Annotated in this window: 13 protein-coding genes and 1 pseudogene; 5 read left to right on the top strand and 9 right to left on the bottom strand. The window is 61.9% G+C overall.

Annotated features, from left to right (window positions below; genetic code table 11):
* Positions 1 to 103 precede the first annotated feature (103 nt).
* The 4 genes and pseudogenes from cynS to FHW96_RS25425 form a co-directional block, all read left to right on the top strand.
* Positions 104 to 508 (top strand): annotated as a pseudogene (gene cynS / locus FHW96_RS25440) (cyanase); the annotation flags it as partial.
* A 274-nt stretch (positions 509 to 782) separates the two neighbouring features.
* The gene (locus FHW96_RS25435) at positions 783 to 1,247 is read left to right on the top strand and encodes a DUF1348 family protein (RefSeq protein WP_172343362.1); all 465 of its coding nucleotides are present in this window, start codon (positions 783 to 785) and stop codon (positions 1,245 to 1,247) included.
* Positions 1,248 to 1,291: 44 nt separating this feature from the next.
* On the top strand, positions 1,292 to 1,825 hold the full coding sequence (locus tag FHW96_RS25430; RefSeq protein WP_253951265.1) for a TetR/AcrR family transcriptional regulator: 534 nt from the start codon (positions 1,292 to 1,294) through the stop codon (positions 1,823 to 1,825).
* Between the two features lie 161 nt (positions 1,826 to 1,986).
* Complete coding sequence (locus FHW96_RS25425) at positions 1,987 to 2,529, top strand: pyridoxamine 5'-phosphate oxidase family protein (protein WP_172343360.1); 543 nt, start codon at positions 1,987 to 1,989, stop codon at positions 2,527 to 2,529.
* Positions 2,530 to 2,769: 240 nt separating this feature from the next.
* Here FHW96_RS25425 and FHW96_RS25420 read toward each other — a convergent pair whose 3' ends face one another.
* Genes FHW96_RS25420 through FHW96_RS25380 form a run of 9 tightly spaced genes read right to left on the bottom strand, consistent with a single transcriptional unit; the run spans position 2,770 to position 14,954 of the window.
* Positions 2,770 to 3,396: a TetR/AcrR family transcriptional regulator gene (locus FHW96_RS25420; RefSeq protein WP_172343359.1), complete on the bottom strand. Its 627-nt coding sequence runs from the start codon at positions 3,394 to 3,396 to the stop codon at positions 2,770 to 2,772.
* Between the two features lie 39 nt (positions 3,397 to 3,435).
* On the bottom strand, positions 3,436 to 4,209 hold the full coding sequence (gene fabI / locus FHW96_RS25415) for an enoyl-ACP reductase FabI (RefSeq protein ID WP_172343358.1): 774 nt from the start codon (positions 4,207 to 4,209) through the stop codon (positions 3,436 to 3,438).
* On the bottom strand, positions 4,206 to 5,405 hold the full coding sequence (locus FHW96_RS25410; RefSeq protein WP_172343357.1) for an acetate/propionate family kinase: 1,200 nt from the start codon (positions 5,403 to 5,405) through the stop codon (positions 4,206 to 4,208). The genes fabI and FHW96_RS25410 overlap by 4 nt, the downstream gene beginning before the upstream one ends.
* A complete protein-coding gene (locus tag FHW96_RS25405; RefSeq protein ID WP_172343356.1) occupies positions 5,402 to 6,823 on the bottom strand; it encodes a bifunctional enoyl-CoA hydratase/phosphate acetyltransferase in 1,422 nt (473 codons plus the stop codon). Before FHW96_RS25405 ends, FHW96_RS25410 begins: the two co-directional genes overlap by 4 nt.
* Positions 6,824 to 6,825: 2 nt before the next feature.
* Positions 6,826 to 8,580 (bottom strand): alpha/beta hydrolase, encoded by a 1,755-nt coding sequence (locus tag FHW96_RS25400; RefSeq protein WP_172343355.1) that lies wholly within the window; start codon positions 8,578 to 8,580, stop codon positions 6,826 to 6,828.
* Positions 8,577 to 10,064 carry a TolC family protein gene (locus tag FHW96_RS25395; protein WP_172343354.1) on the bottom strand — a complete coding sequence of 496 codons (1,488 nt, stop codon included), beginning with the start codon at positions 10,062 to 10,064 and terminating at the stop codon, positions 8,577 to 8,579. Before FHW96_RS25395 ends, FHW96_RS25400 begins: the two co-directional genes overlap by 4 nt.
* Positions 10,065 to 10,093: 29 nt before the next feature.
* Positions 10,094 to 11,221, bottom strand: coding sequence for an ABC transporter permease (locus tag FHW96_RS25390; protein WP_172343353.1), 1,128 nt, complete (start codon positions 11,219 to 11,221; stop codon positions 10,094 to 10,096).
* Entirely contained in the window at positions 11,218 to 13,932 is a 2,715-nt protein-coding gene (rbbA, locus tag FHW96_RS25385) for a ribosome-associated ATPase/putative transporter RbbA (RefSeq protein ID WP_172343352.1), read from the bottom strand. The genes FHW96_RS25390 and rbbA overlap by 4 nt, the downstream gene beginning before the upstream one ends.
* Before the next feature lie 35 nt (positions 13,933 to 13,967).
* Positions 13,968 to 14,954, bottom strand: coding sequence for an HlyD family secretion protein (locus FHW96_RS25380; RefSeq protein WP_172343351.1), 987 nt, complete (start codon positions 14,952 to 14,954; stop codon positions 13,968 to 13,970).
* Between the two features lie 375 nt (positions 14,955 to 15,329).
* Here FHW96_RS25380 and FHW96_RS26040 point away from each other — a divergent pair.
* The coding region (locus FHW96_RS26040) for a hypothetical protein (RefSeq protein ID WP_216651082.1) at positions 15,330 to 15,509 on the top strand (180 nt) is incomplete at its 3' end.

The following is a 15,509-nucleotide window of genomic DNA, read 5'->3' as shown; positions in this document are numbered from 1 at the left end:
TGCTGCATCCAGAGGCCGGACAGACGAGAGCACCTGACTACGTGCCAGATCTCATTTAACGCTTGCTTCTTTTGGGGCGTCCACAGACGACTTTCAGACGAAGGCCGAGAAACAGCTCAGTTGGACCGCCATTGCTGCAAACAGCGGCCTCTCACGCGAGTTCGTCACCGCCGCGCTGCTCGGCCAGCATCCGCTGCCGACAAGCGCTGCCGAGGCCGTTGGCGAGACGTTGGGCCTGAGCGCCGACCAAATCGAACTGCTTCAGGCGATCCCGGTCTGCGGCAGCTTCCCGGATGGGGTGCCCACCGACCCGACCATGTATCGTTTTTATGAGATCATCCAGGTCTACGCCACCACCCTGAAATCCCTCGTTCACGAGGATTTCGGTGACGGCATCATCAGCGCCATCAACTTCAAGCTCAAGCTTGAGAAGCGCGAAGACCCCGAAGGTGGTCACCGCTGCGTCATCACGCTCGACGGCAAGTATCTTCCGACCAAGCCCTTTTAACCAGCCAACACGCTGGGGCCGGCGCGGCGCTGATCGCGGCCGTCACCCTGCAGGCCCTGAACGCCAAACCTAAGAAATTCAGCATCCTTCGCCAAGCAGACCGTACTCTGGCTTCCTCGCGCGAAAAATAACTTGTACCTATCGGTAAAAGATTGTACCGATAGGTACAAGCGATAGGCACTTCGAGGAAACTCGGATGAAACGCCGCACTTTCATTGCGGCACTCACGGTTCCCGCGCTTGCCAAGGCCACGATCATCACGAAAGGAAATCACATGTCCCGTCCCCCGCTGCCCCCGTTCACCCACGATAGCGCTGTCGAAAAGGTTCGTCTGGCCGAAGATGGCTGGAACACCCGCGATGCGGCCAAGGTCGCGCTGGCCTACACGCTCGACACCCGCTGGCGTAACCGCGTGGAATTCGCGTCCAACCGTCAGGAGGCGCAGGCTTTCCTTGAGCGCAAGTGGAACAAGGAACACGAGTATCGCCTGATCAAGGAACTCTGGGCTTTTACCGGCAACCGTATTGCTGTGCGTTATGCCTATGAGTATCACGACGACAACGGCCAATGGTTCCGCGCCTATGGCAACGAGAATTGGCAATTTGCACAAGACGGACTGATGTCGAACCGCCACGCCAGCATCAACGAAATGCCGATCAAGGAAGCAGATCGCCTGTTTCACTGGCCGCTCGGCCGCCGCCCGAATGACCATGTTTCGCTGAGCGACCTCGGCCTGTGAGCTCCAAGCGCGTCCTCACTGATCGTGCAAGTGCTCTGCCGGCCTTGGCCGAAGCCTTCCGCGAGCATGGGTTCGAGGGCGCGACCCTGGCCACTCTGTCGAAGGCAACCGGCCTTGGCAAAGGCAGTCTCTACAACTTCTTTCCCGGCGGGAAGGAAGAAATGATGGACGCTGTTCTGGAGAATATCGACGGCTGGTTTGCCAACGCTATTTTCTCGCCATTGGAGCAGGTCCTTGACCCAGCGGCGGCCATCACGGGCATGTTCGACGACGTAACCGCGTATTTCCGATCCGGACAGAGGGTATGCGTCGTTGGATGCCTTGGGCTGAACTCCGCCGGCGAGGCCTTCGCGGCCAAAGTGAAGGGCTACTTCGCGCGCTGGATATCGGCCCTGACCCACTGCCTTGAAGTGGGGAAGGTTCCGCCAGCATTGGCCGCAGACCTCGCTGAAGAGGCGGTTTCCGGGATACAGGGCGCCATCGTGCTGGCGCGGGCGCTAGGTGCGGAAGCGAGCTTTCAACGGATCGTTCAACGCCTCCGGTCGTCCTTGCTCGATGCAATCGTCCGTTACGGCTGAAACGCGCTAAGCTGATCGGCGCTCGGACGGTTTATTCCAGCTTCCAGAACGATGTTTCTGGGACAGCCGAACCACAACTGCGGTTAGTCCAAAAGCGGGAGCAAGTGGCGGGCTCATGCTCGTCGCTACCAGATCGACATTCTTAAACGAGGCAACCATCCATGGCACATACATTCTTCAAGACAATGTTCGGTCCAAGGTCACGCGCATTGCAGGAAATCGACGGTTCGCGGGCCACCTATGCGCGGATGGAAGCACAAGCTGGCGAAATCGACGTTCTCACGGATCGAGAACTGGATTTCATCGCGGCACGGGACAGCTTCTATCTGGCCAGCCTCAGCGAAGATGGCTGGCCCTATATACAGCATCGCGGCGGCCCGGCAGGGTTTTTGCGTCGGATTTCCGGGAACTGCATTGGGTTTGCCGACTATCGCGGCAACAGGCAGTATCTTTCGACCGCGAACCTGGCGGCCGATAATCGGGTATGTTTGTTCCTGATGGACTACCCCGCCCGTCGTCGGCTTAAATTGATCGGCCATGCCTATACCAGCGACGACCCCGAAAAGGTCGCCGCGTTGATGGTGCCCGGTTACGATGCCGTCGGAGAGCGGGCCTTCGCGATCAACATTGTCGGGTTCGACTGGAACTGCCCCCAGCATATTACCCCCCGTTTCACAGAAGCGCAGATCGCGCAAACCACGTAGCCGCTGTTGGCTGAGCTTGCCGAACTGCATCAGCAAATGCCTGCTCCGCCAAGCCCCACGGGCGCCGCTACACAGGCCATTGCTTCACCAGCGCTCATGCGCAACAAAGCTGCTGGCCTCTAGTCCCAGTTGGCGGAAAGCTGGGGGTCAGGTCACCAATCAGCTTCAATTCTGCCAGATTTCTCTCATTATCTCTTGAGGAGGCATTTTCAGAAGCAGGGTCAAGAAAGTGGAGCCGCCTCAATCCTTATGGCTTGCGTTAATGCCGTGAGCCAGAAGTCTGGCGAGAAACCGGGCTAAACCCTGAATGTCGGTGTTGCGGGTTTTCAATGCGCCAAATATGGCTTCTGTGCCGCTTGCAAACATGATCGAGACCAGAAGCTTGCGCTCGCTTTCCGAAAGCCTGTCGAGAGCCCCCAGTTCTGCAACGTCCATTTCAATATCCGCCAGCAAGGCCCTGATCTGCGCAGACCCGAACAATCTCGACCTTATATGATGCTGGTTACGTTCAAAAAATTCCGCGCCGCCCGGCAAGGAAAGCAGCATGTTCATGAAGGCGCCATAACCCTGACACAACATCGTCTCGATGTCTTTCGCACCATCTCTTGCCGCCGCAATCTCAAGACGGATCCGTTCGATGAGTTGGGCGACCAACTTGTCAAACACAGCCTCTTTCGTCCGATAATAATTATAGAAACTTCCCGCCGAAACCTCGCTCTCGCTCACAATGTCCCGCACCGTGGCGCCATCAAGCCCCAGATTCGAAAAGATCTTCCACGCCGCCGCATCGATCTTTTCCATATTCTGCGCGCGGGTCATTTCGCGCTTCTCGGACAGGCCGTATGGCGCCTTTCTCTGGTTTGGCATCTGGGCACTCTTGGGTTCGGCAAGGATTTTGAGGCGCGCTTAGGCCATCAATTGCTGTCCGGCGTCAATAGGAACGACAGTGCCTGTGATATGCCGCGCGGCATCGCTCGCCAGAAAAGCGGCTAGAGCGCCGACATCTTCGATCGAAACCAGCGTGCCTTCCGGCGCGGTGGCGGCAGCGCGCTCCAGCAATGCGTCGAAACGAGCGATCCCGCTCGCCGCGCGCGTGGCGATCGGGCCGGGCGAAATGGCGTGGGCGCGGATGCCTTTCGGGCCGAGTTCGGCTGCAATATAACGGGTCGCGCTTTCCAGTGCGGCCTTGACCGGCCCCATCATGTTGTAATGCGCAACCACCCGCTCCGAGCCATAGAAGGTGACGCACAAAAGACAGCCCCCATCCTGCATCAGCGGTTCGGCCAAACGCGCCATCCGCAAAAAGCTGTGGCATGACACGTCCATGGCCAATGCAAAGCCTTCCGCCGAACAATCGACAACTCGGCCTTGCAGATCGTCTTTCGGCGCAAAGGCGATGGAATGCAGAAGAAAATCCAGCTTTCCCCATCGCGCCTTTACCTGATCGAACAGAGCTTCAAGTTGCCCCGGTTCGCGCACATCGCAAGGCACCAACCATTCCACGCCCAATCGCTCGGCCACCGGCTCGACGAAAGGCTTTGCCTTGTCGTTGAGATAGGTCGCGGCCAGCGTGGCCCCGCATTGCGCGAAGGCCGCCGCGCATCCCGCGGCAATGCTGTGCTCATTGGCGATCCCGACCACAAGGCCGCGCCGGCCCGAAAGATCCACCAAAGGTTTCATGCCATTGCTCCGTGCTGATCGCGCAACATGTTGAAAGTGTGGAAGGCAATCATGCGTTCCTCGTCGGTGGGCATGACCCGCACCGCGATGCGGCTGTCGGATCGTGTGATAACGGGGGCGTTCGCGGCATTGGCCGCCTCGTCCAGGACAACCCCAGCCCATGCCATACGCGCGCAGATGGCCGCCCGGATGGCCGCGTCATTCTCGCCAATTCCGGCGGTAAAGACGATGCCGTCCAGCCCTTCGAGCGAGCCGATCAGAGCGGCCATGTGGCGCGCAACGGTCCAGACGAACAGCTCTATCGCCTCCTTCGCATGAGGATCCGCGCTGGCATGGAGCACCCGTATATCGCCCGAAACGCCCGAAACGCCCAGCAGCCCCGACTGGCCATAGAGCATGGCTTCGACCTGCCGCGCGCTCATCCCCTCCTGAAGCTGCAGATGCAGCACCGCACCGGGGTCGAGCGCGCCGCTGCGCGTGCCCATCATCAGCCCGTCGAGCGCAGTAAAGCCCATCGTCGTGTCGATGCTGGCCCCATCGCGCATCGCGCAAAGGCTGGCCCCATTGCCCAGATGGGCGACAATCACGCGCCCTCCGGCCAATCCGGGATCGATTTCGCCCAGTCGCCGGGCGATATATTCATAGGACAGGCCATGGAAGCCGTAACGCCGGACACCTTTTTCCGCAAACCGACGCGGCAAGGCCAGTCGCGTGGCAATCGCAGGCATGGCGTGATGAAACGCGGTATCGAAACAGGCAACCTGAAGCAGATGAGGCGCCATCCGCACAATTTCGCGGATCGCGGCCAGATTGTGGGGCTGATGCAGCGGCGCGAGTGGGCAGAAGGCCTCCAGCCTTGCGATCAGCGCTGCATCAATCCTTTGCGGCGTCCACAAAACCCCGCCGCCATGCACCACCCGGTGCCCCACAGCGACGATCTCATGCTCGCGCAGATGATCCTGCGCCCAGCCAAACAATTCGCCCAGCAACTCCTCATGCGTCAGCCCGGCCCCATCGGGCCAGGATTTTTCGAGTAGAACCACGCCGTCATCCTGACAAATGCGGATGCGCGGATCGCTGCCGATGCCCTCCAATTTGCCGCCTGCAGCATGGTGCGGCCCGTCCTGATCCAACGTATAAAGACCGAACTTGATGCTGGATGAGCCTGCATTGAGGCTGATAAGGGCGCGGCTCATAAAGTGGGCCTGAACAATCCGGGCGCCGCTTTCGTCCCGGCATGGGCGAGCAGAACAGCCACGGCGCAAGAGGCAAGGCGTGTGCTCAGACTGTCGGCCCGGCTGGTCAGGATGATCGGCACCCGCGCGCCCAATACGATGCCCGCAGCATCCGCCCCGCCCAGAAAGGTCAATTGCTTGGCCAGCATGTTGCCCGCCTCAAGATTGGGAACCACGAGAATTTCCGCCTTGCCCGCGACCGGCGAGACGATGCCCTTCTCCTTGGCGGCGGCCTCGTTGATGGCATTGTCAAAGGCCAGCGGGCCATCGAGCAGCGCGCCGGGAAATTGCCCCCGATCCGCCATCTTGCACAGCGCCGCCGCGTCAATCGTCGAGGCGATCGCCGGGTTCACCATTTCCACCGCCGAAAGGATGGCAACCTTGGGCTGGGCAATGCCGATCACATGCGCAAGGTCGATGGCGTTGCGAATGATGTCGGCCTTTTCTTCCAGACTCGGCGCGATGTTGACCGCCGCATCGGTAATCATCAGGGGCGTGGGGTGGCCCGGCACATCCATCAGATAGACATGGCTGATCCGCCTTTCCGTGCGCAGCCCGGCCTCACGCGAAACCACCGCTGCCATCAGTTCGTCAGTATGAAGCGAGCCCTTCATCAGCAGCCCCGCCTCTCCAGTGCGAACCAGTTCCACCGCCGCCGCTGCGGCTGCATGACTGTGGGGCGCATCAACGATGCGGAAGGCGGAAATATCCACCCCGGCCTCCTGCGCCGCAGCGCTAATGCGGGCTTCGGGGCCGACCAGGATGGGAATGATAAGTCCAGCCTGCACCGCCTCGGCAACCGCCGTGATGGCGGCCGCGCTGCAGGGATGGGCAATCGCGGTGCTCACCGCAGTGCTGGCTCTGGCGGCCGCCATCAGGCGGCGATACGCGCTGTGGTCGGACAGGCTGACATCGGGCAGTGCGGCCCGCGCCCGGCGCACCTTTTCCGTAGGTGCCTTAACCGTCGCCACGCCGGTGATGACCTCTTCCCCCACCTGATTGATGCAAAGGCAATCGAACGTGATGATATGGTGCTTTTCTGCCTTGGACGAAACGGTGAGGCTCGCCGTAATCGTGTCGCCAAGGGCCACTGGCCGCAAAAAGCGCAGGCTCTGTTCCAGATAGATGGTGCCCGGACCGGGCAGTTCTGTGCCCAGCACCGCTGAAATCAACCCTCCGCCCCACATGCCATGCGCAATGACGTGGTGAAACATATCACCGGCCGCATATTCGGGGTCCAGATGAGCGGGGTTCACATCGCCCGATACCAACGCGAAAAGTTGAATGTCTCGCTGGCTTAGCGTACGCGACAGGCTCGCGGTGTCACCAATCGCGATCTCGTCAAAGGTGCGGTTCTCGATCATTTCGGGAGGCGTCATGTCTACTTCTCCAGAATATAGCTGCCCGGCGCATCGGCCAGCGGGGCATGGCCCTTGTCCGGCGCGCCCATGGGCGGCGGAGGACCTGCCTTGCCGGAACGTGCGCTGAGCCATTCGCCCCACGCCTCCCACCACGAGCCGGGATGATCCGGGGCCTGCGCCAGCCATACATCCGGCGCAAGGGCTGGGCCGCAGGCCGGGCGCGTGAGAAGCTGATAATGGCGGTTTTTATGTCCCGGCTCCGAAACGATGCCCGCATTATGCCCGCCATTGGTCAGCGTGAAACATATCTCTGCATCGGTCAGCATGTGGATCTTGTGCACCGAGCGCCACGGCGCGACATGATCGGTTTGCGTGCCCACCACAAACATCGGCGTTTTCAGCGCCGACAGGCTGACCGGCTGACCGCCCGCCACAAACCGCCCCTCGGCAAGATCGTTCTTAAGGAACAGCTTGTGCAGATATTCGCTGTGCATCGCAAAAGGCATCCGCGTGCCATCCGCGTTCCATACCATCAGATCATTGGCGATTGGCCGCTCGCCCATCAGATATTCGTTCAGAATGCGCGACCAGACCAGATCGTTGGAGCGCAACATCTGGAAAGCGCCGCCCATCTGGCCACTGTCGAGATAGCCGCGTTCCCACATCATGCTGTCGAGCAGGTTAAGCTGTGCCTCGTCGATGAAAAGGCCCAGTTCCCCCGGCTCGCTGAATTCGGTTTGCGCGGCCAGCAGGGTCATGCCTGCCAACCGCTCATCTCCATCGCGCGCCATTGCCGCGGCCGCAATGGCCAACAGCGTGCCGCCAAGGCAATAACCAAGGGCATGGATTTTCGGCGCTCCGGTGATGGCGGTTATCGCATCCAGCGCGGCCATCGGGCCCAGAAGACGATAGTCCTCCATATCCAGATCGCGATCCGCGCTGCCCGGGTTGTGCCATGACATCGCAAAAACCGTATAGCCCTGCCCCACCAACCAGCCGATCAGGGAGTTGTGCGCCGACAGGTCGAGAATATAGTATTTCATGATCCAGGCCGGAACGATCAGCACCGGCTCCGGCCGGACCGTTGCGGTGGTCGGCTCATACTGGATCAATTCCATAAGGCGATTGCGGTAAATCACCTTGCCCTTGGTCGCGGCAATGTCGCGCCCGATCTGAAAGGGCTGATCGCCGGACCCGGCGGTGCCGCGGGCAAGCGCCTCGATGTCCGCCATCAGCAATCTGGCGCCCTCGACCAGACACATGCCGCCCGTGTCCGCGATCCGCCTCTGCAACACAGGATTGGTCGGGATAAAATTGCTGGGCGCAAACATATCGAGGATTTGTCGCAGGGTGAAGGATGTCACCGCTTCATGGCGGGCGCTGACGCCCGAAATGCCGGTGGTGGCCGCGTGCCACCATTGCTGCGTCATCAAAAAGGACTGGGCGATCAGATTGTAGGGCGGCATCTTCCACGCCGGATCGTCAAAGCGGCGATCCTGCGGCAGGGGCTCAATGGCGGGGTGTTCCCCATCGGCGCCATGCACGACATAATCGATCAGCCTCAGGTTTTTGCGCATTCCTTTGGCCAGCAGTTCCAGCCGCCGCCCCGGTGATGCCGCAAGATGCAGCGCCCAATCGGACATGGCCTGCGCCACGGTAAAGGGCGACAGTCCGCCCGTGACGCCGGCAATGGCGGCAAAGGAAGCATGGTCGAGGGTCTGGGCTATTCCATCAAGCGGATCTGCGTCGACATGGGCGGATGACGTATCGGTCATGGCTGGACTCCCTCTTGCACATTCTGGCGTAGAGGCCGGATGGTGGCGGCCGAAGGCGCGGACGCCTTGTCCCCCCAACCACCGGCCATGGCTCGATAGAGCTGCACGGTTGCACTGCCTTGCGCCACCCTTGCCTGCTCTGCTTTGTCGGCGTCGGAAAAAGCATCCATTTGCGTCTGCAACACGTCGCCCAAGGTCATGCGCCCGGCGCGATAGAAGGCTTGCGCCTGATCGACGCGGCGGGCGGACAGATCGCGCGCCTGCTCAAGCCCGCGCAGACGCGCGTCCAGGCCGCTGCGCAGGGCATAAGCGATCTCCACCTCTTCAAGGGCCAGCAGAATGGCGCGATCCTGACCGGCCAGCGCCGCCTCCAGTTCGGCATGGCCGGCCGCAATCCGGCCGCGCAGCAATCCGCCGGTAAAGATGGGAACGCTGGCTTTCACCCCCACCAGACCGAGCGGACCGCCGAAACCGGGCAGGCCGGAAAGGGCGATGTGCCCATCCTGCCCCATGAACGTAATCCCGAAGCGAGGCATCAGATCTGCCTTCAGACTTTTGAGCTTTGCCGCCCGCGCGGCAACGATCAGCATTCTGGCGCGCACATCGGGGCGGCGCTCCAGCAAGGTCGAAGGAAGCTCCCCGGCAGGCGGCGGCGGCACGAGCATGTCCGCGTCGGCCGCCTCCAGAGGCAGCGTTTCGGGCAAGTCTCCGGCCAGCACGGCAAGCCGCCTGCGCCGCGCGTCGATCAGCGACAGAATTGGCGCTCGACCCGCCTCCAATGAGGCGAGCACCGCCCTCGCTCTGGTCACGTCCAGCACCTTGGCCTGCCCTATCCCTTGCCGGGCGGACAGATAATCGGCCAACAGCCGCGCCGATGTTATGCTCTCATCGAGGATGGTCAGGCGGCGGCGCAGCCCCTGCCATTGCTGATAATTTTCGACGACATCGCCGATCACGGTCAGCGCAACGCCATGGGCCAGCCATTGCGCGCTGTCGGCAAGGGCTCTGGCCGCATCGGCGTCGGCGTGGCGTCCCCCGAACACGTCAGGCTCCCATTGCGCGCCAAGCCCCACAAGATAGCCCCCGCCGGTCGCGCCCTCGGACACAGGCGCGAGAAGCGACCCCAGAGCGCCATCGAGGCCAGTATCGGCCACCGTGCCCCATGCCGCGCCATTGGCCGCCACGGAAGGATAGAGCGCGGCCTCGGACATGGACACCAGCGCCCTTGCGGCCCTGACATGGGCCTGCGCCACGCGAATATCGGCATTGGCGGCCAGCGCTTTTTCGACCAGCGCGTCCAGCCCTGGATCGCCCCAAAGGGTCCACCACCGATCAGGCGCTACCGACGAAGGCCGGACGGCCTCCGGCGCGGCAAAGCGCGCAGGCACGGAAACCATCGCCTGCGGAGCAGCCTGCGGGGGCGCCGATGCGCAAGCCGCCAGACCAAGCGCCGCGCCCGCCGCCAACAACGCGCGCAGGGTCATCCTCGGGCCATTATGCATGATATTTGCCTTCATCCCTGACGCTCCAGCATCGAACGGAAGCGCTGCACGGCAAGGGCAACGAACAGCACACCCCAGCCGCAGATCATGGCCAGTTCGGGCCATACGGTAGCGGTTTGGGCGCCGCGATAGAGCACCGCCTGCGAAAGGCTGACAAACTGGGTCGTGGGCAGCAGCCTTGCCACCATCTGGATGGCGGGCGGCATGCTCTCAAGCGGCGTAGCGGCCCCGGACAGAAGATAGGCGATGGCATAGACCGGCACGGCAAACAGGCCGAATTGCGGCATACTGGGCGCCAGCGTCGCCATCCACATGCCCAGCGAAGTTACCGAAAAGAGATAGAGCACCATCGCGGCGGCAAAGAGCGCCAGCGAGCCCGCCAGCGGCACCGCCAGAACCCCATGCACCACAAACCACAAGGACGCGATCGAGGCCAGAAAAATGACCAGACCATTGGCCAGAATTTTGGAAAAGGCGATTTCACTGGCGCGGACGGGCATGACCAGCAGATGTTCGATCGTGCCATGCTCGCGCTCGCGGATCACCGCCGCGCCGACAAGGATGATCGAGAGGACCGTCACATTCGTCACGATCTGCATCACCGAACTGTACCAGGCCGATTGCGAATTGGGGTTGAAGAAGATCTGGCTGGTCACCGTGACGGGCAGAGCCGCCAGCAGGCCGCGCGCATGGAGGAAATCGAGCGTCTCTGCGGCAAAGATCCGCTGGAAATCGACAGCCCCCAGCCCGGCCTGCGTCATGGCCGTGGCATCGACCAGAATCTGAACCGCCGGGCTGCGTCCGGCCAGAACATCGGCCTGAAATCGCGGCGGGATCTCGATCACGAAAATATAGCGCCCCCCGTCCATCGCAGCGGTGACATCCTCACGCGCAATATCCACCGGCGGCTTGAAATAGGGCGGCTGCACCGCATCGCGCAGGCGCCGCGAGAGCTCGCTATGGTCATCATCAACAATGGCCACCGAGGCATTGGATACCTCGGCCTTGAGACCGGTGGCCACCAGTTGGATGGCGATGGTAAAGGCAAACAAGATCAGCGCCATCAGCGTCACATCCTTCAGGACGCTGCGCAATTCCTTGACGCCGAGCAACCAGACGTTGATCGCCCAGCGTTTCATACCTCCTGCTTTCCGAGCATCAGCCGCGAGGCCATGATGACGATGAGGGCAAAGAGCGCCAGCGCCAGATAGGCCGTGCCGAAACTGGCCGGACCAAGGCCCTTGGTGAAGGTTCCCAGACTGATGATCTGAAACCATGAGGAAGGAAAGATGATGCCGATCCAATAGCTGCCGTCGAGGAGCGTCGAGACCGGATAGAGCAGCCCCGAAAAATTTACAGAAGGAATGAGGCAGATCAGCGCCGTGGCGAAAATCGCGGCCACCTGTGTGCGAACGAGGGTCGAGATCATCATGCCAAGCCCGGTGGAGGCCAGCACGAACAGCAGCGCCCCCACCGTCAGCGCCAGCAGCGACCCTTTGAGCGGCACCCCCAGAACGGTCACGATCAGCGCCACCAGGCTGCAGTAACTTACCATGGCCAGAATGACATAGGGCGCCTGCTTGCCGATCAGGAAAGCCCCTGCCCCGGCGGGCGAGGCATAGAGGTTGATGATCGAGCCGATTTCCTTTTCACGTACGATGCCAAGCGCGGTCAGCATCGCGGGGATCAGGATCATCGTCAGCATCAGCACGCCCGGCGTGATCGCATAGATGCTGCGAAAATCCTGATTGTATATGAAACGGGGCTCGATCGAGGCGGGCAGCGTGACAGCGCCGGAGACCGCCCCCGACCTGTCGAGCGAATAGGCCAGAATGATCGCGTCGGCATAGCCCTGGATATTCGCGGCCAGAAAGGGACTGGCACCATCAATGAAAACCCCCAGGTCCGGCTTACGCCCCGCAGCCAGATCGCGGCCGAAGCCCGGCGGAATGTCCAGCACCATCTGGACGCCCCCCTCGCGCAAGCGGTCGTGCGCTTCTTCCTCGCTGACGATGGGGCGGGTTTCCACAAAATAGCGCGAACCCTCAAAGCGGCGGACCAGATCGCGGCTGGTCGCGGTCTGATCGTGGTCGAGCACCGCCATACGGACGTTCTGCACGTCAAACGAGATGCTGAAGGCGCAAATGCAAAGCAGGATGATCGGACCCGCCAGCGCAAAACCCATGCGGATACGGTCCCGCGCCAGCTCGGTCGCCTCACGCCGGGCAAAAGCCCAGGCAAAGCCCAGCCAACCCGCCAATCCGCCATCCCTGGTGTCGCTCTCGTCCGGCCTACGCTCTGCCGGTTCCGGGGTCACAACCGACACGAATTCGGCCGAATGGTCCTCCAGCACCGCGATGAACGCGTCCTCCAGACGCTCGGCATGGTATTGGCGCGTCAGTTCGGCCGGTGTTCCAACCGCCAGCACCCGCCCCCGATCCATCAGCGAAATCCGGTCGCACCGCTCGGCCTCGTTCATGAAATGGGTCGAGACAAAGATGGTCACGCCATCCTCGCGCGAGAGGCGCAGCAAATGGCCCCAGAACATGTCGCGCGCCGCCGGATCAACGCCCGATGTCGGCTCGTCAAGGATCAGGATTTCAGGCTTGTGCAGACAGGCAGCGGCCAGTTGCAGCCGCTGGCGTATCCCAAGCGGCAGCGCGGCAGGCAGGGCGCGGGCATGATCGAGCAGCGCATATTGCGCCATCACCTCGTTCACCAGCGCCGCCGCCTCGGCCTGCGGCACCCGATAGAGGCGAGCGTGCAGGGCCAGATTCTGCTCGACGGTCAATTCTTCATAAAGCGAGAAAGCCTGCGACATATAGCCGACATGCATCCGCGTCTGCATGTCTCCGGTGGTGATCGGCCGCCCAAACAGGGTTGCAGTCCCGCTGCTCGCATCGAGCAGGCCGGTCAGCATCTTCATGGTCGTGGTCTTGCCGCAACCATTCGAACCCAGAAAGCCGAAGATCTCGCCTCGGCCAATCCGAAAGCTGACGTCATCGACCGCCACGAAATCGCCGAAACGACGCACCAGATGCTGCGCTTCTATCGCGGGTGCCTCGCCCCGGTCCTGCCATGGCGCGACATTCCTCAATTCGCCCACAGGCCGCTTCGCCTCGGGCAGCAGGCTGATATAGGCCTGCTCCAGCGTCGAGGCCCCGGTCCGGGCAAGAATGTCGCGCGTCGGCCCCTGCGCGATGATGCGCCCTTCGTCCATCGCCACCAGATGATCGAAACGCTCGGCCTCTTCCATATAGGCGGTTGAGACCAGTACGGTCAGTTCGGGCCGCTCCGCCCGCATGGCATCGACCAGTTCCCAGAACTGACGCCGCGACAGGGGATCAACGCCCGTTGTCGGCTCGTCCAAAATCAGTAGTTCCGGGTCGTGAACCAGCGCGCAGCACAGACCCAGCTTCTGCTTCATCCCTCCCGAAAGCTTGCCTGCGGGCCGGTCGGGAAAGGGTGCGAGTCCCGTCGCCTCAAGCAGGCGCTTCATATGCGCGCCGCGTTCGGCCGCGCCCAGACCGAACAGACGGCCGAAAAAGTCGATATTCTCGGCCACGGAAAGCGTGGGGTAGAGATTGCGCCCCAGACCTTGCGGCATATAGGCCACGCGGGAGAGGAAAGCCGAGCGATCTCCCCGCCCCGCAAGATCGATGCCCAACACGCCGACCTTGCCCTGCTGAACGCGCTTCACACCGGAAATCAGGCCCAGCAGTGTGGATTTCCCCACCCCATCGGGCCCGACAAGCGCAACCGCCCCGCCGCGCGGCAATTGCAGACTGACATTTTCAAGAGACTGAACCGGGCCATAGTGATGGGAAACGTCCTCAAGGATAATGGCCATTGCGCCCATTCCCGCCGCCCCGGTCATCGCCTCGCTCACCGCCCGGCTGTTCCCCGATCAGGCCCCAAATCAGGCCATGGCTTGCCGGGATCGGTGCGGACAAAGCCATCGGCCGTCATCCCGGCCTTCAGCACGCCCGCAAACCGCCGCGCCGTCTCCGCAGGTATCTGAAGCTTCACTCGATAGGAAAGGTTGTCCCGCTCATTGGCGGTTTCCACGAATTTGGGCGTGAACTGCGCCTCCGGCGAGACAAAGCCGACGCGGGCGGGCAAGGCGGTTGTAAAGCCCTGCGGCAGAACGCGCGCTTCATCGCCGATTCGGATGCGCGAGACAGTGGCCGAGGGCACGAAGATAGTGAGATAGACATCATCGGGGTTGATGATCGATAACAGCTTGCCGCCGGGCGCCATCATCGTGCCCGGCTCCGCAATGCGATATTCCACCCGGCCCGCCCCCGGCGAGCGGATATGCAGATCGGCGCGGATGGCCGAGACCAGCCGGATCTGGGCATCGGCCTGCGCTATTGCGCCGCGTGCCTCGCCTATTGCGCCGCCAGCGGCCTCGACGCCGCCCGCCTCGCCCGCCAGCGCCAGATTGCGCTGTTTCAGTTCGACATCCGACACCATATCGCGCGCATGAAGACCGGCGGTTTCCGACCAGTTGAGCCGGGCGAGTTCGGCCTGACTGCGGTGCGCGGCCTGCTCGCCCCGCGCGCGGGCGAGGCCGCCCAATGCCCTCTCGCGCGAGGCTCTGGCCGCATCAAGCTGGGCCAGCACATCACCTTCGTCCTGCTCGGCCAGGATCTGGCCGGCCTGAACCACATCGCCTTCGTGAACCGTCAAGGATGCCAGCCGCCCCGGATATTTCACCGCAATATCGGTCCGGGTCATCTCGATCCGGCCATTGCTCCGCAAGACCCATTCCGGAAGCTCGGCGCGGCGCATGAAATGGTGCCATGCCCAATAACCCCCCGCCGCCAGCGCCAGCAGGACCCCCCCGGCAAGAATGCGATGAAGCTTCATCAGTCGCCCCTGCGGCCGTGAACTGTCAACAGAAAAGCATCAGCGCACTGCATCACCATCGGGCTCCTGAGCCGGAAGGAAAGTGAAAGGCCTTTGCGGCCTGCCGGAATGTTCTGATTTTGAATTACGATGCACCATCGTCGGCAATGACAAAGCCGACTCCGGGGCCACCGCCTCTCTCAAGGCTCGATCAACAAAAAATTGAACAGGATGTCAAGTTTTCTATGTGTCGGATCTGAAACGTTTGTCTGCACCTGCATGCAAGACTCTTACGGCCACAGCCAATGACTGACGGCATGCTGGGCGACATGGACAAATTTGAGCCAGTATCTGGCGGTGGCGAGATGGAGTATGCCGAGGAGGCTGTCGGCCATAATGTCCCCCGGCATCTCGATCTTCGATACTCCAGGCCCGGATCGCCATGGTCGACCTCAAACGCCAATTTGTCCACGCCGCTTAGCACTACTTTGGCAGAAAAGTGATTTTTGGGATTCCCTTAGCGGCGAATGCGTGATTCATGAGGAACCAGCTTTGACGGAGGCTGGCGATGGGTGC

The organism is Novosphingobium sp. SG751A, from assembly GCF_013149295.1.
Taxonomy (GTDB): Bacteria; Pseudomonadota; Alphaproteobacteria; order Sphingomonadales; family Sphingomonadaceae; genus Novosphingobium.
The sequence above is the reverse complement of the archived record's forward strand: the minus strand, read 5'-3'. Positions and strand labels throughout refer to the sequence as shown.